The sequence below is a fragment of the Frigoribacterium sp. VKM Ac-1396 genome (assembly GCF_015350895.1).
Taxonomy (GTDB): domain Bacteria; phylum Actinomycetota; class Actinomycetes; order Actinomycetales; family Microbacteriaceae; genus Frigoribacterium.
The window spans coordinates 1,008,788-1,030,173 of record NZ_JADKSD010000001.1 but is presented as its reverse complement, the minus strand read 5'-3'; the positions used below and the strand labels follow the sequence as shown (position 1 = coordinate 1,030,173).

The 21,386-nt window shown below is 72.4% G+C and carries 20 protein-coding genes; 10 read left to right on the top strand and 10 right to left on the bottom strand.

The window, feature by feature from the left end:
- Nucleotides 1-71: 71 nt before the first annotated feature.
- The 4 genes from ITJ55_RS04750 to ITJ55_RS04735 all read right to left on the bottom strand — a co-directional run bounded on the left by ITJ55_RS04750 (nt 72) and on the right by ITJ55_RS04735 (nt 5,205).
- A complete protein-coding gene (locus ITJ55_RS04750; protein ID WP_370544016.1) occupies nt 72-1,787 on the bottom strand; it encodes a phospho-sugar mutase in 1,716 nt (571 codons plus the stop codon).
- A complete protein-coding gene (locus ITJ55_RS04745) occupies nt 1,784-2,617 on the bottom strand; it encodes a purine-nucleoside phosphorylase (protein WP_194594298.1) in 834 nt (277 codons plus the stop codon). The genes ITJ55_RS04750 and ITJ55_RS04745 overlap by 4 nt, the downstream gene beginning before the upstream one ends.
- 61 nt (nt 2,618-2,678) lie before the next feature.
- The gene (locus tag ITJ55_RS04740; protein ID WP_194594297.1) at nt 2,679-4,436 is read right to left on the bottom strand and encodes a biotin carboxylase N-terminal domain-containing protein; all 1,758 of its coding nucleotides are present in this window, start codon (nt 4,434-4,436) and stop codon (nt 2,679-2,681) included.
- A 79-nt stretch (nt 4,437-4,515) separates the two neighbouring features.
- Nucleotides 4,516-5,205, bottom strand: a complete 690-nt coding sequence (locus ITJ55_RS04735; RefSeq protein WP_194594296.1) for a nucleoside triphosphate pyrophosphatase — start codon at nt 5,203-5,205, stop codon at nt 4,516-4,518.
- Nucleotides 5,206-5,231: 26 nt separating this feature from the next.
- Here ITJ55_RS04735 and ITJ55_RS04730 point away from each other — a divergent pair, with 26 nt between their 5' ends.
- The 4 genes from ITJ55_RS04730 to ITJ55_RS04715 all read left to right on the top strand — a co-directional run bounded on the left by ITJ55_RS04730 (nt 5,232) and on the right by ITJ55_RS04715 (nt 9,527).
- Nucleotides 5,232-6,473: a class I SAM-dependent RNA methyltransferase gene (locus ITJ55_RS04730; protein ID WP_194594295.1), complete on the top strand. Its 1,242-nt coding sequence runs from the start codon at nt 5,232-5,234 to the stop codon at nt 6,471-6,473.
- A 75-nt stretch (nt 6,474-6,548) separates the two neighbouring features.
- Complete coding sequence (locus ITJ55_RS04725) at nt 6,549-7,253, top strand: response regulator transcription factor (protein ID WP_194594294.1); 705 nt, start codon at nt 6,549-6,551, stop codon at nt 7,251-7,253.
- Nucleotides 7,243-8,484: a sensor histidine kinase gene (locus ITJ55_RS04720; protein ID WP_194594293.1), complete on the top strand. Its 1,242-nt coding sequence runs from the start codon at nt 7,243-7,245 to the stop codon at nt 8,482-8,484. Before ITJ55_RS04725 ends, ITJ55_RS04720 begins: the two co-directional genes overlap by 11 nt.
- A complete protein-coding gene (locus ITJ55_RS04715) occupies nt 8,481-9,527 on the top strand; it encodes a hypothetical protein (protein WP_194594292.1) in 1,047 nt (348 codons plus the stop codon). Before ITJ55_RS04720 ends, ITJ55_RS04715 begins: the two co-directional genes overlap by 4 nt.
- A 301-nt stretch (nt 9,528-9,828) precedes the next feature.
- On the opposite strand, the gene ITJ55_RS04710 is transcribed toward ITJ55_RS04715, so the two are convergent.
- Both ITJ55_RS04710 and ITJ55_RS04705 read right to left on the bottom strand, forming a co-directional pair.
- Nucleotides 9,829-10,095 carry an acyl-CoA carboxylase epsilon subunit gene (locus ITJ55_RS04710; protein WP_194594291.1) on the bottom strand — a complete coding sequence of 89 codons (267 nt, stop codon included), beginning with the start codon at nt 10,093-10,095 and terminating at the stop codon, nt 9,829-9,831.
- Nucleotides 10,092-11,705, bottom strand: a complete 1,614-nt coding sequence (locus tag ITJ55_RS04705) for an acyl-CoA carboxylase subunit beta (RefSeq protein ID WP_194594290.1) — start codon at nt 11,703-11,705, stop codon at nt 10,092-10,094. Before ITJ55_RS04705 ends, ITJ55_RS04710 begins: the two co-directional genes overlap by 4 nt.
- Before the next feature lie 106 nt (nt 11,706-11,811).
- Between ITJ55_RS04705 and ITJ55_RS04700 the strand changes: the two genes are divergently transcribed.
- The 3 genes from ITJ55_RS04700 to ITJ55_RS04690 are packed head-to-tail and all read left to right on the top strand — an operon-like array spanning nt 11,812 to nt 14,503.
- Nucleotides 11,812-12,591: a biotin--[acetyl-CoA-carboxylase] ligase gene (locus ITJ55_RS04700; protein WP_194594289.1), complete on the top strand. Its 780-nt coding sequence runs from the start codon at nt 11,812-11,814 to the stop codon at nt 12,589-12,591.
- 4 nt (nt 12,592-12,595) lie between these two features.
- On the top strand, nt 12,596-13,150 hold the full coding sequence (locus ITJ55_RS04695; RefSeq protein ID WP_370544015.1) for a PH domain-containing protein: 555 nt from the start codon (nt 12,596-12,598) through the stop codon (nt 13,148-13,150).
- 45 nt (nt 13,151-13,195) lie between these two features.
- Complete coding sequence (locus tag ITJ55_RS04690; RefSeq protein WP_194594287.1) at nt 13,196-14,503, top strand: UDP-glucose/GDP-mannose dehydrogenase family protein; 1,308 nt, start codon at nt 13,196-13,198, stop codon at nt 14,501-14,503.
- A 3-nt stretch (nt 14,504-14,506) separates the two neighbouring features.
- On the opposite strand, the gene ITJ55_RS04685 is transcribed toward ITJ55_RS04690, so the two are convergent.
- On the bottom strand, nt 14,507-15,013 hold the full coding sequence (locus ITJ55_RS04685) for a GtrA family protein (RefSeq protein ID WP_194594286.1): 507 nt from the start codon (nt 15,011-15,013) through the stop codon (nt 14,507-14,509).
- Nucleotides 15,014-15,136: 123 nt separating this feature from the next.
- On the opposite strand from ITJ55_RS04685, the gene ITJ55_RS04680 reads away from it, so the two are divergent.
- The 3 genes from ITJ55_RS04680 (at nt 15,137) to ITJ55_RS04670 (ending at nt 18,179) form a co-directional block, all read left to right on the top strand.
- Entirely contained in the window at nt 15,137-16,273 is a 1,137-nt protein-coding gene (locus tag ITJ55_RS04680) for a 5-(carboxyamino)imidazole ribonucleotide synthase (RefSeq protein ID WP_194594285.1), read from the top strand.
- Between the two features lie 95 nt (nt 16,274-16,368).
- A complete protein-coding gene (gene purE / locus ITJ55_RS04675) occupies nt 16,369-16,836 on the top strand; it encodes a 5-(carboxyamino)imidazole ribonucleotide mutase (protein ID WP_194594743.1) in 468 nt (155 codons plus the stop codon).
- A gap of 77 nt (nt 16,837-16,913) precedes the next feature.
- Nucleotides 16,914-18,179 carry an LCP family protein gene (locus ITJ55_RS04670; RefSeq protein ID WP_228497568.1) on the top strand — a complete coding sequence of 422 codons (1,266 nt, stop codon included), beginning with the start codon at nt 16,914-16,916 and terminating at the stop codon, nt 18,177-18,179.
- A 180-nt stretch (nt 18,180-18,359) separates the two neighbouring features.
- Here ITJ55_RS04670 and ITJ55_RS04665 read toward each other — a convergent pair whose 3' ends face one another.
- Genes ITJ55_RS04665 through rfbB form a run of 3 tightly spaced genes read right to left on the bottom strand, consistent with a single transcriptional unit; the run spans nt 18,360 to nt 21,347 of the window.
- Complete coding sequence (locus tag ITJ55_RS04665; RefSeq protein ID WP_370544014.1) at nt 18,360-19,484, bottom strand: glycosyltransferase family 4 protein; 1,125 nt, start codon at nt 19,482-19,484, stop codon at nt 18,360-18,362.
- Nucleotides 19,474-20,364 (bottom strand): dTDP-4-dehydrorhamnose reductase, encoded by an 891-nt coding sequence (gene rfbD, locus ITJ55_RS04660; protein ID WP_194594282.1) that lies wholly within the window; start codon nt 20,362-20,364, stop codon nt 19,474-19,476. Before rfbD ends, ITJ55_RS04665 begins: the two co-directional genes overlap by 11 nt.
- Nucleotides 20,364-21,347, bottom strand: coding sequence for a dTDP-glucose 4,6-dehydratase (rfbB, locus tag ITJ55_RS04655; RefSeq protein WP_194594281.1), 984 nt, complete (start codon nt 21,345-21,347; stop codon nt 20,364-20,366). Before rfbB ends, rfbD begins: the two co-directional genes overlap by 1 nt.
- Nucleotides 21,348-21,386: the final 39 nt, after the last annotated feature.

Below are 21,386 nucleotides of genomic sequence, written 5' to 3'. Positions count from 1 at the left end.
GAGAGACCCCGGAGGCGCGACCTGCGCCTCCGGGGTCTCTCACGTCGTCGGGGCGGTCGCCGCCCCCGGCGTCAGGCCAGCAGCTCGCGCATGCCGGCGTCGAGGTCGGCCACGGCGGCCTCGGCCGCCGCCCGGCGGGCCACGGCGTCGCCCTCGGTGCTCGACGCGTCGATGTAGACCTTGAGCTTGGGCTCGGTGCCGCTCGGGCGGACGATGACCCGCGAGCCGTCGGTCAGCCAGTACCGCAGCACGTCGCCCGCGGGGAACGACCCGAACCCGTCACGGAAGTCGTCGACGTGGTCGACCCGGTGCGAGCCGATGGTCGACGGGGGCTGCTGTCGGAGACGCGCCGTGAGGGCCGTGATCGTGGCGAGGTCGTCCACGCGGATCGAGATCTGCGACGACGCGTACGCCCCGAAGCGCTCGTCGAAGGCGACGAGGTGCTCGGCGAGGTTCGACCCGGCGGTGTGCAGCTCGGTCGCGAGGGCGAGCAGGTCGACGGCCGCCGAGATGCCGTCCTTGTCGCGGACGACGTCGGGGTCGACGAGGTAGCCGAGCGCCTCTTCGTAGCCGTAGATCAGGCCACCCACGCGCGACACCCACTTGAATCCCGTCAGGGTGTCGACGTAGTCGAGCCCGTGCACCCGGGCGATCTCGCGCAGGGCGGGCGACGAGACGATGCTCGCGGCCAGCGTGCCGTCACGGTCGTCGCGGCGGGCGCGTTCGGCGGCACGCCAGCCGAGCAGCGAGCCGACCTCGTTGCCGCTGAGGCGCCGCCAGCCGCCCTCGACGGGGATCGCCACGGCGAGCCGGTCGGCGTCGGGGTCGTTCGCGATGACGAGGTCGGCCTCGACGCGGTCGGCGGTCGCGAACGAGAGGTCCATGGCGCCGGGTTCTTCGGGGTTCGGGAAGGCCACGGTCGGGAAGGCCGGGTCGGGGGCGCTCTGCTCGCTGACCGGGATCGGCTCGGCGAAGCCCGCGGTGGCGAAGACCCGGCGCGCGACCTCCCACCCGACCCCGTGCATCGCGGTGTAGACGACGCGGGGCTGGCGGCCGCTCGAGGCGGTGCCGGCGACGGCGGCCGTCCGGCGGACGTACTCCATGACGAGGTCGTCGCCGGCCTCACGGTAGTCGTCCGACCGGGGCAGGTCGGTGACGGGGGACTGGGCGGCCCGCTCGATCTCGGCCGCGATCTCGCCGTCGACGGGCGACACGATCTGCGACCCGGCGTCGACGCCGCCGAGGTAGACCTTGTAGCCGTTGTCCTGCGGGGGGTTGTGGCTGGCGGTGACCATGACGCCGGCGCTGACGTCGAGGTGGCGGACGGCGAAGGCGAGCACCGGGGTCGGCAGGGCGCGGGGCAGGATCGTCGCGGCCACCCCGGCGGCGGCCATGATCTCGGCGGTGTCACGGGCGAACACGTCGGAGTTCTTGCGGCCGTCGTAACCGATGACGATCGAGGGGTGCGACTCGCGACCGAGCAGGAAAGCGGCGAAGCCGGCGGCGGCCTGCGCGACGAGCACCCGGTTCATGCGGTTCGAGCCCGAGCCGAGGGCGCCACGGAGGCCGGCGGTGCCGAACTGCAGGCGGCCCGCGAAGCGGTCGGCGAGCTCGGCGACGGCGACGGCGGTGGCGTCGGCGTCGGCGTCGGCGCGGTCGTCGGACGAGGTCGCCCGGGTCAGCAAGCGGTCGAGTTCGTCGCGGGTCTCGTCGTCCGGGTCCTGGTCGCGCCAGGCCGTGGCCGTCGCGATCAACCCGTCGAGGTCGCCGCCCAGCGGGCCGCTCACAGGGCCGCCACGATCCGGGCGAGGAGGTCGCTGATCTTGGCCTCGGCGTCGCGGCCGGCCTCGAGCACCTCGGCGTGGCTGAGGGGGGTCTTCTGGATGCCCGCGGCCAGGTTCGTGATCAGCGACATGCCGAGCACCTCCATGCCGGCCTGGCGGGCGGCGATCGCCTCGAGCGCCGTCGACATGCCGACGATGTGGCCGCCGATCGCCTTGGCCATCTGCACCTCGGCCGGCGTCTCGTAGTGCGGTCCGCGGAACTGCGTGTAGACGCCCTCGTCGAGGTCGGGGTCGATGCCGCGGGCGACGTCGCGCAGCCGCGACGAGTACAGGTCGGTCAGGTCGATGAACGTCGCGCCCTCGAGCGGCGAGTCGGCCGTGAGGTTGATGTGGTCGCTGATGAGCACGGGGGTGCCCGGCTTCCACGTCTCCCTGATGCCGCCGGCCCCGTTCGTCAGGATCATCGTGGTGGCGCCGGTCGCGGCGGCGGTGCGGACGCCGTGCACGACGCGACGGACGCCGTGCCCCTCGTAGTAGTGCGTGCGGGCACCCATGACGAGGGCGTGCTTGCCCGAGGGCAGGGCGATGCTGCGGATCGAGCTCGTGTGGCCCACGACGGCCGACGCGGCGAAGCCGGTGATCTCGGTCGCCGGGATCTCGGCGACGGTCTCGCCGATCAGGTCGGCGGCCTTGGCCCAACCGCTGCCCAGGGTCAGGGCGACGTCGTGCCGGGCGACGCCGGTCTTCTCGGCGATCTCGGCGGCGGCGGTGCGGGCGACCTCGAAGGGGTCGGCGGCGCGGTCGTCGAGCGGGTGCATGGTGGTCTCAGACATGGCGTCCACTCTAGGGTCTGCCGACCCGGCACCCCGGTCGGGCCGGGGCCCGTCGCACGCCTCAGTCGATGCTGAGCAGGACGTGCCCCGACGAGACGGTCTCGCCGACGACGGCCGAGATGCCCGAGACGGTGCCGTCGCGGTGCGCGGCGACGGGCTGCTCCATCTTCATGGCCTCGAGCACGAGCACGAGGTCGCCCTTGACGACCTGCTGGCCCGCCTCGACGGCGAGCTTGACGACGGTGGCCTGCATGGGAGCCTTGACCTCGGCGCCCGTGGCGGTGACGACGGTCGAGCGGGACGCGCCGCGGCGCTTCGGGGCCACCGCAGGAGGCGCGGTGCGCGACCCGAGATCGGCCGGCAACGAGACCTCGAGTCGCTTGCCGGCGACCTCGACCACGACGGTGTCGCGTTCGTCGGCCGGGCGCGGGGCCTCGGCCTCGCCGCTCCACGCGGGGATGGTGTTGTCGAACTCGGTCTCGATCCACCGGGTGTAGATCGAGAACGGCCGACCGTCCGCGGGGGCGAACGCCGGGTCGTCGACGATCGCGCGGTGGAAGGGCAGGACGGTCGGCAGGCCGGCCACCTCGAACTCGGCGAGGGCCCGGCGCGAGCGCTCGAGCGCGTCCTCGCGCGACGACCCGGTGACGATCAGCTTCGCGAGCAACGAGTCGAACGACCCGCTGATCTCGTCGCCCGCCTGGACGCCGCTGTCGACGCGGACGCCGGGGCCGCCCGGTGCCTTGAAGACGTGGATCGGGCCCGGGGCGGGCATGAAGCCGCGGCCGGCGTCCTCGCCGTTGATGCGGAACTCGAACGAGTGGCCGCGCGCCTCGGGGTCGTCGTAGTCGAGCACGCCGCCCTCGGCGAGCCGGAACTGCTCGCGGACGAGGTCGATGCCCGTGACCTCTTCGGACACGGGGTGCTCGACCTGCAGGCGCGTGTTCACCTCGAGGAACGACACGGTGCCGTCCTTGCCGATCAAGAACTCGCAGGTGCCGGCGCCGACGTAGCCGACCTCGCGGAGGATGGCCTTCGACGCCTCGTACAGCTGCGTGGTCTGCTCGTCGGTCAAGAACGGGGCGGGGGCCTCTTCGACGAGCTTCTGGTGGCGGCGCTGCAGCGAGCAGTCGCGGGTCGAGACGACCACGACGTTGCCGTGGGCGTCGGCGAGGCACTGGGTCTCGACGTGGCGGGGCTGGTCGAGGTACTTCTCGACGAAGCACTCGCCGCGGCCGAAGGCGGCGACGGCCTCACGGGTGGCCGAGTCGAAGAGCTCGGGCACCCCGTCGCGGGTGCGGGCGACCTTGAGGCCGCGCCCGCCTCCGCCGAAGGCCGCCTTGATGGCGACGGGCAGGCCGTGCTGGTCGACGAAGTCGAGCACCTCGTCGGCGCCCGAGACGGGGTTCAGGGTGCCGGGGGCGAGGGGAGCCCCGACGCGCTCGGCGATGTGGCGGGCTGAGACCTTGTCGCCGAGCTGCTCGATGGCCTCGGGGGAGGGGCCGATCCAGACCAGGCCGGCCGCCTCGACGGCGCGGGCGAAGTCGGCGTTCTCGGCGAGGAACCCGTAGCCGGGGTGGACGGCGTCGGCCCCCGAGCGGCGGGCGACCGACAGGATCTTGTCGATGACGAGGTACGTCTCGGCGCTCGTGGTGCCGCCCAGGGCGTAGGCCTCGTCGGCGAGGCGGGCGTGCTGGGCGTCGCGGTCCTGGTCGGCGTAGACCGCCACGGAGCCGATGCCGGCGTCACGTGCGGCGCGGATCACGCGGACGGCGATCTCTCCACGGTTGGCGATGAGGACCTTGCTGATACGCGGCATAGTTCCCCACCCTATTGCGCCCTCCGCACCTGCCTTTGGCTGACGTGCACAAAAAGGACGAGGAGGCGCGGGGCAGAACCTACAAGGAGCCTGCGGTCGGCGAGGTCCACAGCTCGTGCCACGGCACGCCGAAGCCCCGGACGAGCGACCGCAGCACCGGCACCGAGAGGCCGACCACGGCGCTCGGCGTGCCCTCGATGTGCGTGATGAACGCCGAGGCCCGGCCGTCGATCGTGAAGGCGCCGGCCACCTCGAGCGGCTCGCCGGTCTCGACGTAGGCGGCGAGCTCGCGCGGGTCGAGGTCGTCGGCGAAGGTGAGGGACGCGCTCGCGACCCGGCCCGCGCCTCCTGAGGGGTGCTCGTCGCCGGTGCGTGGCGCGCCGCCGCGGTGGTCGACCAGCCAGTGGCCCGACCAGAGGGTGCCGTGGCCGACCGCGGCCATCCGGCGCCAGCGGTCGAGTGCCAGGGCGGGCTCGTGCGGCTTGCCGTGCACCTCGCCGTCGAACTCGAAGGCGCTGTCGCCGCCGAGCACCAACCCGTCGAGGGGGCGGCCGTCGATCGTCACGTCGAGCACCGCCTCGGCCTTGAGCCGCGCCAGGTGCTGCACGGTCTCGGCCGCCGTGAGCGGCCGGCCGAGCCGGCCGGCCTCGACGTCGACCGCGGCCTCTTCGTCCACGCCGGGGCTGATCAGCACCGGCTCGACGCCGGCGGCGCGCAGCAGGGCGAGGCGGGCAGGGGAGGTGCTGGCCAGGTAGAGCGGGACGGTCATGCCGCCCAGCCTGTCAGACTCGACGCATGGGAGACATGCTGGGCCGTGAGGTCGAACTGGACGTGACGGGCATCGCACACGGGGGCATCTCGGTGGCGCGCCTCGACGGGCGGGTGGTGTTCGTCACCGACACGCTGCCCGGCGAGAGGGTCGTCGCGCGCATCGCCGACGACCGCAAGAAGTCGTTCTGGCGGGCCGACACCGTGCGCGTCCTCGAGGCCAGCGAACACCGACGCCCGCACGTCTGGGGTGCGGCCGCCCTCGAGGTCGATCCCGCCGACCGTGCCGGCGGCGCCGAGTTCGGCCACGTCGAGCTCTCGCACCAGCGCGAACTGAAGCGGCAGGTCGTCGTCGACGCGCTCTCGCGGATGGGCGGCGTCGCCGACGCCGACGGGCGCGTCACGGTCGAGGCGTTGCCCGGCGACGACGAGCGACGAGGCACGGGGTGGCGCACGCGCCTCCGGCTGCACCTCGACGCCGACGGCCGCCCGGGCCAGTACGCCGCCCGGTCGCACCGGGTCGTCCCCGTGCCCGACCTGCCCCTCGCCTCGCCCGAGGTCGCCGAGGTGGCTCCGCTCGGCGACGCCTTCCCCGGCGAGGAGCACGTCGACGTCGTCGCCCCGAGCGTGGGCGGCGCCCGCCTGATCATCGGTCGTCAGGCCCGCTCGACCATCACCGAGGTCGTCGGCGAGCGCGAGTTCCGCCTCGACGACGGCGGGTTCTGGCAGGTGCACCGCGAGGCCGCGGCCACGCTCACCACCGCCGTGCAGACGATGATCGACCCCGACCGCTTCGACCCGAAGGCCGCCAACCTCGACCTCTACGGCGGGGTCGGGCTGCTGGCCGCGGCCGTCGGGGACCGCTTCGGCGCGGGCACGCGCATCACCAGCGTCGAGAGCGACGAGCGCGCCACCGAGCACGCCGCCGAGAACCTGGCCGAGTGGATCGGTGCGGCGGCCGTGACCGGACGCGTCGAGCGGTGGCTGCGTCAGACGGCGTCCCAGGCCGGCGGCGCCGAGCGCGAGCGCCTCGCGCACGCGACGATCGTGCTCGACCCGCCCCGGTCGGGCGCCGGGCGTGACGTGGTCACCGAGATCGCGGCCCTCGGGCCCGCCCAGGTGGTGTACGTCGCCTGCGACCCCGTCGCCCTCGCCCGCGACGTCGCCCTCTTCGCCGAGCGGGGCTACCGGCTGGACGCCCTGCAGGCCTACGACCTCTTCCCGAACACGCACCACGTCGAGACGGTGGTGCGCCTGCTGCCTGCCTGAGCACCGATCCCGGTACGATGTACCCCGTGCACGCCTGGGGTTCAGGGCCAGACGCACGCCGAACGAAGGACCACCGTGTCAGACCTCTCGACCGAGACCCCCACCGCGCCCCGCCCGACCGCTCCCGTCCGGGTCGCCATCGTCGACGACCACGAGTCGGTGCGGCTCGGCATCCAGGCCGCCTGCCAGAACGAGGGCTTCGACGTCGTCCTGACGGCCGCCGGCGTGCAGGAGTTCGTCGAGAACCTCGCCGGGCGCGAGGTCGACGTGGTCGTGCTCGACCTGTCCCTCGGCGACGGGTCGACCGTCACCGAGAACGTCAAGCGGGTGCAGGCCACCGGGTCGGCCGTCCTCGTCCACAGCATCGCCGACCGCGTGGCCTCGGTCCGCGAGGCGCTCGCCGCCGGTGCGGCCGGGGTGATCCCGAAGTCGTCCGCGACCAAGACGGTCATGGCCGCCGTCGCGACCGTCGCGCGGGGCGACGTCCTCAACAACCTCGAGTGGGCCAGCGCCATCGACGCCGACCGCGACTTCGCGAAGGCGCAGCTCGGGCGCCGCGAACGCGAGATCCTGCACCTCTACGCCTCGGGCCTGCCGCTCAAGCTCGCCGCCCAGCAGCTCGGCATCGGCTACTCCACGGCCCGCGAGTACCTCGACCGCATCCGCGTCAAGTACGTCGAGGTCGGTCGCCCGGCACCGACCAAGGTCGACCTGCTGCGCCGTGCGGTCGAGGACGGCATCCTGCCGGGTCTCGACGCGGACGGCGGCGATGGCCGCTGAGGGCCGACTGAGCGCCCCGATCCCGCTCGGGGCCCTGCGGCCCCCGCGCAACCCCATCAGCCGCGCCCTCCTCGACAAGGTGCTGGGGCGGATCATCGCCGCGGCCGGTCTCGTGTTCGGCCTGCAGGCCCTGCCCGACATGTTCGGTCAGGTCGACGACATGCAGCTCGCCTGGGCCTGGGTCATCGGCCTGGCGATGTTCGGCGGGTTCCTGGCCCTCGTGGTCGCCAGCCTCGTCCAACGCGGCGTCACCACGGTCGAGGCCTTCGTCGCCGTCGCGTACCTGATCGCACTCGTGACCTGGCCGCTGGCCGTCGACGATCCCAGTCGCATCCAGTCGGGCGTGCCGTGGCTCTGGTACCTCTGCACGGTCGCCACGGCGTCGGCGGCGTCCGCGTTCTCGACCTGGATCGCCAGCGGCTACCTCTTCGCCGCCCCCGCGGTCTACGGGTTCATCCGCCTGACGCCCTCGGGCGGTGCGGTGTCCCCGCAGCGGGCGACCCTCGACTCCGTGTACGCCATCCTGCTCGGCGGTGCCGTGCTCATCCTCGTGGTGATCCTGCGGCAGGCGGCGGCGAACGTCGACCAGGCCCAGGCGACCGCTGTCGCCCGCTACTCCGAGGCCATCCGCGAGCACGCGACCGAACTCGAACGGGTCGAGGTCGACGCCATCGTGCACGACAGCGTCCTCACGACCTTCATCCAGGCGGCCAGGGCGTGGTCGCCCGACGAGCGGGACCTGTCGACGAACATGGCCCGCAACGCGATGTCCCACCTGTCGGCGGCGGCGAGCACGACCCCGTTCGACGAGTCCGACACGTCGCTGGCGAGCATGGCCGACCGGGTCGAGGCCGCCATCGCCGACCTCGGGGTCCCGGTCGAGGTGCGCCGCAGTCGGCTCGGCGACGAGGGCATCCCGTCCACGGCCGCCGAGGCGCTCTACTCCGCCGCGATGCAGGCCCTCGTGAACAGCTCGCAGCACGCGGGTGAAGGGCCCGGCGTGGACCGCTGGGTCGAGGTCCGACACGACGGCGACGGGCTCACCACCGTCGAGGTGGGCGACACGGGCCGGGGCTTCGAGCCGGCCTCGGTGCCGACGGAACGCCTCGGGGTGCGCGTGTCGATCCACGAGCGGCTGAACAACGCCGGCGGGCTCGCCACGATCGACTCGTCGCCGGGGCGCGGCACCGTCGTCAGCCTGCGCTGGCCCGTCGAGCAGGCACCCGCATGAGGGTCTCGGTGCCCCGCTGGCTGATCGTCTCGCTGGCCGCCGTCTTCTCCGCCTACCACCTCGTGCTCGCCGCGGCGTCCGTCGACCGCGTCGCCGACCCGCTGCCGGTGCTGGCGTGCATGGCCCTGTACGCGGCCGCCACCGTGGCGGTCCTGTGGCCGACCAAGCACATGATCATGCCCGTCTGGATGGCCTCGTTCTGCCTGGCCGTCAGCATCGTCCTGCCCCTGGTGGTGACGTCGCAGCTCGACAGCTCGGTGAAGAACGGGTACGCCACCTGGTACGTCGCCGCCGTGGGCACTCTCATGGTGATCGTCTCGACCCGTCGTCGACAGGGCTTCGCCTGGTTCGGAGTCGGCTTCATGGCCGTGCACGGCGTGCTCTGGGCCGGGGTCCAGCAGATCGCCGAGCTCGGCATCGTGGGCAGCGTCGTCTGGGTGGCCTTCAGCCACGCCATGTCGAGCACGCTGACCCGGGCTGGGCGCGAGACGCGAGAGTTCATCCTCGCCGAACACGAGGCGGCCGACTGGCAGGCCGCGCAAGAGGCGCATGTCAACGAACGCCAGTACCGGCTGCTGCAGACGGGCCGCACCGCCCGCCCCATGCTGCAGACGATCGTGCGTCGGCACGGCGACCTCACCCCCGACGAACGCCAGGAGTGCCTGAACCTCGAAGGCGCGATCCGCGACGAGATCCGGGGGCGGCGGCTGCTGGACGACGACGTGCGGCGCGAGGTCATGGCGGCCCGTCGCCGTGGCGCCGTCGTCAGCCTCCTCGACGAGGGCGGCATCGACGACCTCGGCCCGGCCGACCTCCGTCGCGTCCACGGCGTGCTCGCCGAGGCCCTTCGCGAGTCGGCCGCCGACCGCATCGTCGTGCGGACCGTCCAGGGCGGCGGGGACGACGCCGTCACGGTCGTGGGCCTCGGGTCGGCGGACCTCTCGTCGAGTGCCCTGGGTCGAGGCGTCTCCGCCGACGCCGAAGAGGACGACGACGGCGACGAGGTGCAGCTCTGGCTGCAGATCCCTCGTTCGGCCCCCTGACCGACGCCCGACGAAAGACCACCGGAGCACGGCCCGGAGCACGGCAACCCCAGCCGGAACGGGAGAAGGGCCGGACGATCGTCCGGCCCTTCCGAGACCCTGAGTCAGGGCGGCAACCCGAATGTCGCCCTGACTCCCCCCGGCAGGAACCCGCTTACCCTAGTCGGCTCCTGCTCGGTGGTGTGACTCTGAGAGAGACACCTAGCAGAAGCAACTATGACCCCTCGCGACGCGGACTACAGTCGTCATTTAGGGGGACAGCCGGGGGAGGATGACCCCGTCTACCCCTCTTCAGGGCACGTCAGCCCGAGAATCCACGCCAACGGCCCTCGCCGGCCGTGATCGTGGGGCGCGGGGCCCTGGCCGACCTGGTCCAGGCCGAGGCGGACGACCGCAGGGGTGCGGCCTCGGGCGACGACGCCGTGCGGCCGGCGGCGACGGCCGCGAGCAGCGCCGTGATCGCGGCGAGCTCGTCGGGCGTCGGGTCACCGGCGACGACCCGCAGCACGGATGCCGGCGCGGTCTCGACGGGCTGGTCGGCGGCCCCGGCCGCGTGTCGACCGCTCACAGGGGGATGTTCCCGTGCTTCTTGGGCGGCAACGTGGCGCGCTTCGTCTTCAGGGCCCGGAGGGCCTTCACCACGGCGACCCGCGTCGCAGCCGGTTCGACGACCCCGTCGAGCTCGCCGCGCTCTGCGGCCAGGAACGGGCTCGCGACGTTGTACGTGTACTCGTTGGCGAGACGCGTGCGGACGGCCGCGACGTCCTCGCCGGCCTCGGCGGCGGCCTTGATCTCGTTGCGGTAGAGGATGTTGACGGCACCCTGCCCGCCCATCACGGCGATCTCGGCCGTGGGCCAGGCGAGGTTGATGTCGGCGCCGAGCTGCTTCGACCCCATGACGATGTAGGCGCCGCCGTAGGCCTTGCGCGTGATCACGGTGACGAGCGGCACGGTGGCCTCGGCGTAGGCGTACAGCAGCTTGGCGCCACGACGGATGACGCCGGTCCACTCCTGGTCGGTGCCCGGCAGATAGCCGGGCACGTCGACGAGGGTGAGGATCGGGATGTTGAACGCGTCGCAGAAGCGGACGAACCGGCTCGCCTTCTCGCCCGCCTCGATGTTGAGGGTGCCGGCCATGGCCGATGGCTGGTTGGCGATGACGCCCACCGGGCGGCCCTCGACGCGGCCGAAGCCGACGACGATGTTCGGCGCGAACAGCGGCTGCACCTCGAGGAACTCACCGTCGTCGACGACGTGCTCGATGACGGTCATCACGTCGTAGGGCTGGTTCGGGCTGTCGGGGATCAGCGTGTTCAGCTGGCGGTCGAAGTCGGTCGTCTCGAGCTCGACGGGCACGTCGAAGACGTGCGGGTCGGCCAGGTTGTTGTCGGGCAGGTACGACAGCAGCGAGCGCGCGTAGTCGAGGGCGTCGTCCTCGTCGCTCGCCAGGTAGTGCGAGACGCCCGAGACCTTGTTGTGGGTGAGGGCCCCGCCGAGCTCCTCGAACCCGACGTCCTCGCCGGTGACGGTCTTGATGACGTCGGGCCCGGTGACGAACATGTGGCTCGTCTTGTCGACCATGATCACGAAGTCGGTCAGCGCGGGGGAGTACACCGCGCCTCCTGCCGCCGGGCCCATGATCAACGAGATCTGCGGGATGACCCCCGACGCGGCGGTGTTCAGGCGGAAGATCTCGCCGTACTTGCCGAGCGCCACGACCCCCTCTTGGATGCGGGCTCCGCCCGAGTCGAGGATGCCGATGATCGGCACGCCCGTCTTGAGGGCCAGCTGCATGACCTTGATGATCTTCTCGCCGGCGACCTCGCCGAGCGACCCGCCGAAGATCGTGAAGTCCTGCGAGTAGACCGCCACCTGACGACCGTGGATCGTGCCCGTGCCCGTCACCACGGCGTCGCCGTAGGGGCGCTTGGCCTCCATGCCGAAGGCGTGGGTGCGGTGTCGGACGAACTCGTCGAGCTCGACGAACGAGCCCGGGTCGAGCAGCTCGTCGATGCGCTCGCGGGCCGTCTTCTTGCCCTTCGCGTGCTGCTTCGCTATGGCGGCCTCGCCGCTGGCCGTCACGGCCTCGTGGTAGCGGGCCTTGAGGTCGGCGAGCTTGCCCGCGGTGGTGTGCAGGTCGGGCGCGGCGTCGGTGAGGGGCGCGGAGTCAGGAGTCACGCGCTTCACTCTACTGACCGGCCCTCGGCCCACCGTTGGAGGTTTCCACGCGTGGACGACCCCGGACGTCGTAGGAGTCCTCAACCACCGCCCCTAGGCTGAGCCGATGGACTTCCCCCTGACCTCGGCCGTCAGCCCCCGCCTCGTGGTGCTCGAGTCGACGGGATCGACCAACGCCGACCTGCTCGCCGCCGTCGACGAGCCCCACCTGGCGACCTGGGCGACCCTCGACCAGTCCGCCGGTCGGGGTCGGCTCGACCGGCGCTGGGTCACCGCGCCCGGGCGGTCCCTCGCGGCCAGCGTGCTGCTGCACCGCGGCGACCTGCCGACGGAGGCGCTCGGCTGGGTGCCGCTGCTCGCGGGCGTCGCGATGCGCGCCTCCGTCCGTCGGGTGGTCGACGGCGCGGACGTCACGCTGAAGTGGCCCAACGACGTCCAGGTCGGCGGCGACAAGGTCTGCGGCCTGCTGGCGGAACTCCGCCCCGACGCGAGCGCCGTGGTCGTCGGGGCCGGTGTCAACCTCACGGTGCCCGCGGACGAGCTGCCGACGCCGACCGCGACCTCGCTCGGGCTGCACGGAGCGTCGGGGTCGGCGCTCGACCTGGCCGACGCCGTGCTCTCGTCATGGGTCGCCGACCTCGGGCGCCTCGTCGGCGACCTCGCGGCGGCCGGGGGCGATGCCGTCGCGAGCGGCGCCCTCGACGCGGTGCGCGAGGCCTGCGCGACCCTGGGTCGTCAGGTGCGCGTCGAACTGCCGGGAGGTGCGGTACTGGTCGGTGAGGCGGTGGACGTCGACGAGGTCGGCCGCCTGGTCGTCCGGTCGGTGACGACCGGCGGGACGACGGCCGTGGCTTCGGGCGACGTCACGCATCTGCGGTATGAATGAGCCTGTGAGCACCGACGGACCGCAGCCGACCGAGTACGTCGTCGCGCGCCTCCGGCCCCACGCCCGCGTCCTGTTCTGGCCCTCGCTCGCCCTCGTCGGCATCTGCGCCGCGACCGGGTACTTCGGCGGTCGCTTCGACGTCGAGTGGCAGAACTACGTCGTCCTGGGGGCTGCCCTCGCCCTGATCGTCCTGCTGTGGCTCGTGCCGGTGCTGCTCTGGCTCGGCCGTCGCTACGTCATCACCTCGCGCCGCCTCGTGGTGCGGCGGGGGCTCTTCGTCCGCACCCGGCAAGAACTGCTGCACAGCCGGGGGTACGACCTGACCGTCCGCAAGAACTCGGTGCAGAGCGCGTTCCGCAGCGGCGACGTGCTGATCAACACCGGGCTGGACCGGCCGCTCGTGCTGTGGGACGTCCCGTCGGCCGACCTCGTCCAGTCGGCCCTGCACGACCTGATGGAGGCGAACCAGAACAGCGTCGCCCAGCGTCGTCAGCACGAGCAGTCCGTCGGGCACGACGAGACCACCTCGTGGGGCGGCGAGCGGCCGTTCGGTCGCTGAGCCCTCGGGTCGGGCCGGGCTCCGGCCTGCCCTAGGGTTGACGGCATGCGGATGTCAGTCATCGGATGCGGTTACCTCGGCGCCGTGCACGCAGCGTGCATGGCCGATCTCGGGCACGAGGTGGTCGGCATCGACGTCGACCCGGGCAAGGTCGAGATGCTCGCGTCGGGGCACGCCCCCTTCTTCGAGCCGGGCCTGCCCGAGGCCCTGCGCCGGGCGCTCGACTCGGGGCGCCTGCGCTTCTCGACGGACCCGGCCGACGCCGCGGGTGCCCAGGTGCACTTCGTCGCCGTCGGCACCCCGCAGACGGCCGGCAGCGACGCGGCCGACCTGACCTACGTCGACGCCGCGGTCCAGGGCCTCCTGCCGCACCTCGCCGACGGCGACCTCGTGGTCGGCAAGTCCACCGTGCCGGTCGGCACGGCGAGCCGCCTCGCCGACGTGGTGCGCGCCTCCTCGGGGGCCGACCTCGCCTGGAACCCCGAGTTCTTGCGTGAGGGCTTCGCCGTGGCCGACACCGTCTCGCCCGACCGCTTCGTCTACGGCGTCCCGTCCGGCACCGCCGGCGAGCGGGCCACCGCGGTGCTCGACGAGGTCTACGCGACGGCGCTGGCCACGGGCACGCCCCGGCTCGTGACCGACTACGCGACGGCCGAGCTCGTCAAGGTGTCGGCGAACGCGTTCCTCGCGACGAAGATCTCGTTCATCAACGCCATGGCCGAGATCGCCGAGGCGACCGGCGCCGACGTGACGCAGCTCGCCGACGCGATCGGGCACGACGCCCGCATCGGTCGGCGGTTCCTCAACGCCGGCCTGGGCTTCGGCGGCGGCTGCCTGCCGAAGGACATCCGGGCGTTCCAGGCCCGGTCGCGCGAGCTGGGCCTCGAGTCCCTCGACTTCCTGGCCGACGTCGACGCCGTCAACCTGCGTCGCCGCGACCGCGTGGTCGCGTTGGCCGACGAGCTGCTCGGCGGTGTCGTCGCGGGCACCCGCGTCGCCGTCCTCGGCGTGGCCTTCAAGCCCGACAGCGACGACGTCCGCGACTCCCCGGCGCTCGACGTCGCCCGGCGCCTGCACGCGGCGGGCGCCGAGGTCGTCGTGTTCGACCCCGAGGCCAACCACACGGCGGGCCGCATCGCACCCGACCTGACCTACGTCGACGACGCGACGACCGCCCTCACCGGGGCCGACCTCGTGCTCGTCCTGACCGAGTGGAAGCAGTTCAAGGCCCTCCGCCCGGCCGACGTGCTCCCGCTCGTCGCACACGCACGGCTCGTCGACGCCCGCAACGTCTTCGAGCCGGCCGAGTGGCGCGACGCGGGCTTCGAGTACCGGGCGCTCGGCCGGCCGTAGCGGTCAGACGCGACCGGCGCGGGTCGCGGCCTCGAGCCGCGGGTCGTCGTCCGGCGACGCGTCGAGGGGCGTCGTCGCCGGCCGCGTGCGAGACGGGTGGAACACCCAGAGCCGGTAGAGCGTGAACCGGAACACCGTGCCGAGGGCGAGCCCCACGACGTTGGACGCCACGTTGTCGGCGAGGGCGGACCGGTACCCGAGCACGTAGTGCGACACCCACAGGCAGGCCAGCCCGATCACCATGCCGCCGAGGGCGACGGCGAAGAACTCGACGGCCTCGCGCGCGGCTCGGTCGCGGCGGGTGTCGCCGAAGGTCCAGTACCGGTTGCCCAACCAGACGACCACGATCGAGACGACGCTCGACGCGACCTTCGCGAGGACCGGCCCGCCGGCCGTGACCTCGGGATCGAACACCGTCAGGCGCAGGGCGTTGAACACGCCGAGGTCGACGACGAGCCCGCACAGGCCGATCAGCCCGTACCGGACGAGCTGTCGGGCGAGGCGCAGCATGCAACTCCTTCGAGGATCGGCCAAGATGGTTCGGGCCCGGCCGGACGGTTTCGGGTCGACCGCGTTCGTTCGCGTGCCCGCCATCCTCGCATCCGTCGAGCGGTCACGCAGTCAGGAGTCGAGATGGCCTACCGCGTCGGAGTGATCGGTGGCGGGCAACTCGCCCGCATGATGGTGCCGCCTGCCGTCCACCTGGGCATCGAGATCAGCGTCCTGGCCGAGACCGAGGGCAGCTCGGCCCGGCTCGCCGCGACCCGGGTCGGCGACTACCACGACGTCGACGTCGTGCTCGACTTCGCGCGGGGCGTCGACGTCGTCACCTTCGACCACGAGCACGTGCCCCAGCCCGTGCTCGCCGCCCTCGTCGAGGCCGGCGTCGAGGTGCACCCCGGCCCCGCCGCCCTGGCGGTCGCGCAAGACAAGATCGTCATGCGCGAGCGGCTCACGGCCCTCGGCCTGCCCATCCCGGACTGGGCGGCGGTCCACGACGCCGCCGGCCTCGAGGCCTTCCTCGCCGACCACGGTGGCCGAGCCGTCGTCAAGACCGCCCGCGGCGGCTACGACGGCAAGGGCGTCCGCGTCGTCTCGGGCGCTCACGACGCCGACGACTGGTTCGCGGCCCTGGCCGACGGAGGCTCAGGAGGCGCGCTGCTGGTCGAAGAGCTCGTCGAGTTCCGGCGTGAGCTGTCGCAGCTCGTGGCCCGGCGGCCCAGCGGGCAGATCGTGCCCTGGCCGGTCGTCGAGACCGTCCAGCGCGACGGCGTCTGTGCCGAGGTCTTCGCCCCGGCTCCGTCGAGCGCCGGTCGGGTCGCCGACGTCGCCGACGACATCGCCCGGACGGTCGCCGAACGGCTCGGGGTCACCGGGGTGCTCGCGGTCGAGCTGTTCGAGACCACCGACGAGCGCCTCCTGATCAACGAGTTGGCCATGCGACCCCACAACACCGGGCACTGGACGATCGACGGGTCGGTCACCAGCCAGTTCGAGCAGCACCTCCGCGCGGTGCTCGACCTGCCGCTCGGCGACACGGGGTGTCACCGCCCCCACAGCGTCATGGTGAACGTCCTGGGCGGGCCCACCACGGGGACCATGGCCGACCGTCTGCCGGCCCTCATGCTCGACCAGCCGGCCGTGAAGGTCCACGACTACGGCAAGGAGCCCCGTCCGGGCCGCAAGGTCGGGCACGTCACGGTGATCGGCGACGACCTCGACGAGAGCGTCTTCCGGGCGCGCGCCGCTGTCGAGTTCTTCACCGAGTGACGGCTATCCTCTAGTCCGTGTCCGACCCGAAGAGCACCTCTCCGTCCCCGGCCTCGCCGAACGACCCGTCGGTGACGCCCGTGGTGTCGATCGTCATGGGCTCCGACAGCGACTGGCCGACCATGACCGGCGCGTCCGAGATCCTGTCGCGGTTCGGCATCGCCCACGAGGTCGAGGTCGTGTCGGCCCACCGCACTCCCGAGAAGATGATCCGGTTCGGTCACGAGGCCGCCGGCCGCGGCGTCCGCGTCATCATCGCCGGTGCCGGCGGAGCCGCGCACCTGCCCGGCATGCTGGCGTCGGTCACGACCCTGCCGGTCGTCGGCGTCCCGGTCGCGCTGGCCAAGCTCGACGGGCTCGACAGCCTCCTGTCGATCGTCCAGATGCCGGCGGGCGTGCCCGTGGCGACGGTCTCGATCGGCGGTGCGGTGAACGCCGGCCTGCTGGCGGCGCGCATCATCGGCTCGACCGACCAGGGCGTCGCCGCCCAGCTCGCCGACTACGCGTCAGGCCTGGCGCAGCTGGTCGACGAGAAGAACGCGGCCCTCTCGCGGTCGCTGTGAGCGCCGCGCTCCCGGTCCGCCACCCCGACACACGGTCGGCGCCGTTCATGACCCGCCGGGCGTGGACGCTGGTTCTGATGAACGTCGTGATCCCCGGGTCGGCGCAGGTGCTGGCCGGCAGTCGTCGACTCGGTCGCTGGGGCCTCGCCTCGACCCTGGTCTTCTGGGCGGTCGCGCTCGTGACGGTCGCCCTGGCGCTGTTCTGGCGGACGCCCCTGTTCGACGTCGCCACGAACGTCGTCGCCCTCACCGCCGTGCAGATCTTCTTGGTCTACTACGCCGTGCTCTGGCTCGTGCTCACCCTCGACACCCTCCGGCTGATCAGGATCATCCGCACGGCGCCGTCGGCTCGGGGCCTCCTGGCGGGCGTCATGGTGCTGCTGCTGGTGGCCACCGTCGGCCCCGCGGCCTGGGGCGCCTATCTCAGCGGTGTCCAGCACGGGCTGCTCAACAGCCTCTTCACGTCGCAGCAGGCGGCGGCCGCGCCGGTCGACGGGCGGTACAACATCTTGCTGCTGGGCGGCGACGCCGGGTCCGACCGGACCGGCCTCCGCCCCGACAGCATCTCGGTGGCGAGCATCGACGCCGAGACCGGTGCCACCACCATCGTGGGCATCCCCCGAAACCTGTACAACGCGCCCTTCAGCGAGGGCTCCCCGCTCTACGGGGCCTACCCCGACGGCTATACCTGCGGCGACGACTGCCTGGTGAGCTACCTCTACACCTACGGTGAAGAACACCCCGACCTCTACCCCGACGCCGAGGCGAAGGGCAGCAACCCCGGCGTCGAGGCCATGCGCGACGCCGTCGAGGGCGTGACCGGTCTGACGCTGCAGTACTACGTGCTGATCGACATGCAGGGGTTCGTCGACCTGATCGACGCGCTGGGCGGCATCACCGTCGACAACACCGAGGGTCGCCTGCCCATCAACGGCGGCGTCGACGCGAACGGCCAGCCGACGAACGTCGACGGGTGGATCGAGCCGGGCGTGCAGAAGCTCGACGGCTACCACGCCCTCTGGTACGCCCGGGCCCGTCACGGGTCCGACGACTACCACCGCATGGCCCGCCAGCGTGAGGTGCAGCAGGCGCTGCTGACGCAGTTCCAGCCGGCGACCGTCCTGACGAAGTTCCAGTCGGTCGCGTCCGCGGGGGCACAGACCGTCGACACCGACATCCCGCAGGGCGCCCTGACGGCCTTCGTCGAGCTCGCGCTCAAGGCGAAGGACCAGCAGGTCACCGACCTCGAGATCGTCCCGCCGACCTACTCGAACGTCTACCCCGACTACACGGTCATCCACGCCGACGTCGCGGCGGCCACGGCCGTGGCGCCCGCCGGCTGACCCGACCCTCCGTCGGTGGGGTGACCCGCGCCTCCTGAGCCCGCCGACGCTCGTCGGCACCTCCGGACGCGCGGTGACCCGTGCCTCCTGAGCCTGTCGGCCCTGGCCTGCTGCCGGGCGTCACCCGCGACGCGCGCGTCGTCGACGCCGAGGAGGCGCGGGTCGTGACCTCACGGACGCCTAGAGATCGGCGTGCAGCTGCCAGACCTTGTCGGCGGAGTCGGTCCAGCTGAAGGCGCGTGCTCGGTCGAGACCGGCGATGCCGAGGCGGGACGAGAGCTCGAGGTCGTTCACGACCTGGAACATCGCCTGCGCGAGGCGCTCGGGGTAGCCCTCGGGGTCGTCGCGGGGCACGACGACGGCGGCGTCGGCGGCGACCTCGACGAGAGCCGGGGCGTCCGACACGATGGTCGGGGTGCCGAAGCTCAGGGCCTCGACGACGGGCAGCCCGAAGCCCTCGGCCAGGCTCGGGAAGACGAAGGCGGCGGCGCGCTGGTAGAGCACGGCGATCTGGGAGTCCGAGACGAAGCCGAGGGTGCGGACGCGGTCGGGCGCGAGGCCGGCCTTCTCGACGATGTCGGCGACGTGGACGTCGCCCCAGCCCTCGGGGCCGACGATGAGCAGGGGCAGGTCGGGGGCGTCGGGGTGCGCGAGGGCCTGGATGAGGGGCTCGATGCCCTTCCGGGGCTCGACGGTGCCCACGCTGAGGAGGTAGCGCTCGGGCAGGTCGAAGGCGTCGGCGACTTCGTCGGCGTCGTCGGGGACGGCGAGGGCGTCGCTGACGGCCCCGCCGATGACGCGGATGCGGTCGCCGAAGTCGAACCACTCGCCGAGGTCACGGGCCACGGCGTGGGTGGGGACGACGACGGCGTCGGCGTACTTGTGGGCCCGCTTGGTCATGGCCTTGTGCCAGCTGACGCCTCGGGGGGTGAGGGTCTCAGGGTTCGTCCACGGGACGGTGTCGTGGATGGTGACCACGGTCTGCGTGCTGGGGTCGAGCTGACGGTCGTGCCGCCGCAGCGGGGCCATCAGGCTCGTGGCGTGCACCATGCCGCGACCGCTCGGGCCGACCATGCCGGTCTGCCAGGCGACCGAGAGCTCTCGCCGCCCGACCAGGGTCTTGGTCAGGTGCGACAAGCCGGGCAGGCAGTCGTTCAGTCGGTCGTAGTCGGCCTGGGGGTGCGCCGCGACGACCCCCTCGACGGTGCAGCCGCTCGGGGCGGTGCGGATCAGTGCGCGGGTGATCTCTTCGGTGTAACGCCCGATGCCGCCGGGTACGGGTGCGAGGATCTGGTCAACGACCACTCGAAGCGTTGTCATCGTTATGCAGGACTCCCGTGTTGGCGGCCTCGGACAAGGCTTGTCTCCATGGACGCATCGGGGTGAGCCCCGCTCGGCGCCATGCGTCGTGACCGAGCACGCTGTAGCTCGGTCTCGGGGCGGGGCGGACGAACGTCGAGCTGTCGGTCGGCTCGACCCTAGCAGCGTCGAGACCGGACTCCTCGAAGACCGCGCGGGCGAACTCGAACCAGCTGACGCTGCCCTCGTTGGTGCCGTGGTAGGTGCCGGCCGGGGCGTCGGAGTCGAGCAGGGCGACGATCTGGTGGGCCAGGTCGAGAGTCCACGTGGGCTGCCCCACCTGGTCGGCGACGACCGAGAGCGTGTCGCGGTCGGCCGCCAGTTTCAGCATCGTCTTCGGGAAGTTCGCGCCGTGTCGGCCGTAGAGCCAAGCCGTCCGCACCACGTAGCTGCCGTCGGGGTTGCCCTCGCGCGCCAGCCGTTCGCCGAGGGCCTTCGTGCGGCCGTAGGCGCCGAGGGGGGCGAGGGATGCGTCCTCGGCGTAGGGCTCGGTGGCGTCGCCGGCGAAGACGTAGTCCGTCGAGATCGTGACGAGCTTGGCGCCGTGTGCCGCCGTCGCCTCGGCGAGCAGGCCGACGGCGGTGCCGTTGACGGCTCGGGCGGTGTCTTCGTCGGTCTCGGCGGCGTCGACGGCGGTGTAGGCGGCGGCGTTGACGACGACGTCGTGGCCCCGCACGGCGTCGAACACGGCGTCGCGGTCGGTCACGTCGAGGTCGGCGCGCGAGAGCAGGGTCACGTCACGGCCGAAGAGTGCCTCGGCGAGGTCGGACCCGAGCATGCCGCGCGCCCCGGTGACCAGGTACCGGGCGTTCTGGCGCACCGCCATCAGAGGGCGGCGCGTTCTTTGAGGGGCTGCCACCACTCGCGGTTGTCGCGGTACCACTGCACGACGTCGGCCAGCCCCTGGCCGAAGGGGACCTGCGGCTCGTAACCGAGCTCGTCGCGGATCTTCGAGATGTCGACCGAGTAGCGCAGGTCGTGACCGAGGCGGTCCTGGACGCGGTCGACGTACGACCAGTCCTTGCCCGTCGCCTCGAGCAGCATCTCGGTGAGCTCTTTGTTGGTGAGCTCGGTGCCGCCGCCGATGTTGTAGATCTCGCCGGCGCGGCCGCCCACGAGCACCATGGCGATGCCGCGGGTGTGGTCGTCGACGTGCAGCCAGTCGCGGATGTTGTTGCCTTCCCCGTAGAGGGGGACGTGGCGGTCGTCGATCAGGTTCGTGACGAAGAGGGGGATGACCTTCTCGGGGAAGTGGTACGGGCCGTAGTTGTTGCTGCAGCGCGTGATCGACACGTTCAGGCCGTGCGTGCGGTGGTAGCTGCGGGCGAGCAGGTCGCTGCCGGCCTTCGAGGCCGAGTACGGCGAGTTCGGCTCGAGCGGGCGGTCCTCGGCCCACGAGCCCTCGGCGATCGAGCCGTACACCTCGTCGGTCGAGACGTGCACGAAGCGCTTCAGGTCGTTGCGCAGGGCGGCGTCGAGCAGCTGCTGGGTGCCGAGCACGTTGGTCTCGACGAAGATCGACGCGTCGCGGACGGAGCGGTCGACGTGCGACTCGGCCGCGAAGTGCACGACGGCGTCGACCTCGGGGAAGAGCGTGTCGAGCAGCGCGCCGTCACGGATGTCGCCCTGCACGAAGGAGTAGCGGGGGGAGTCGGCCACGCTCGCCAGGTTGGCCTCGTTGCCCGAGTAGGTCAGGGCGTCGAGCACGACCACCTCGGCACCCTCGAGCCCCGGGTAGGCGTCTTCGAGGGTGCGACGGACGAAGTTGGAGCCGATGAAGCCGGCGCCGCCGGTGACGAGGATTTTCACTGCTGTTCCTTTGCTCGGAGGATGGGGCGTCAGGGTGGT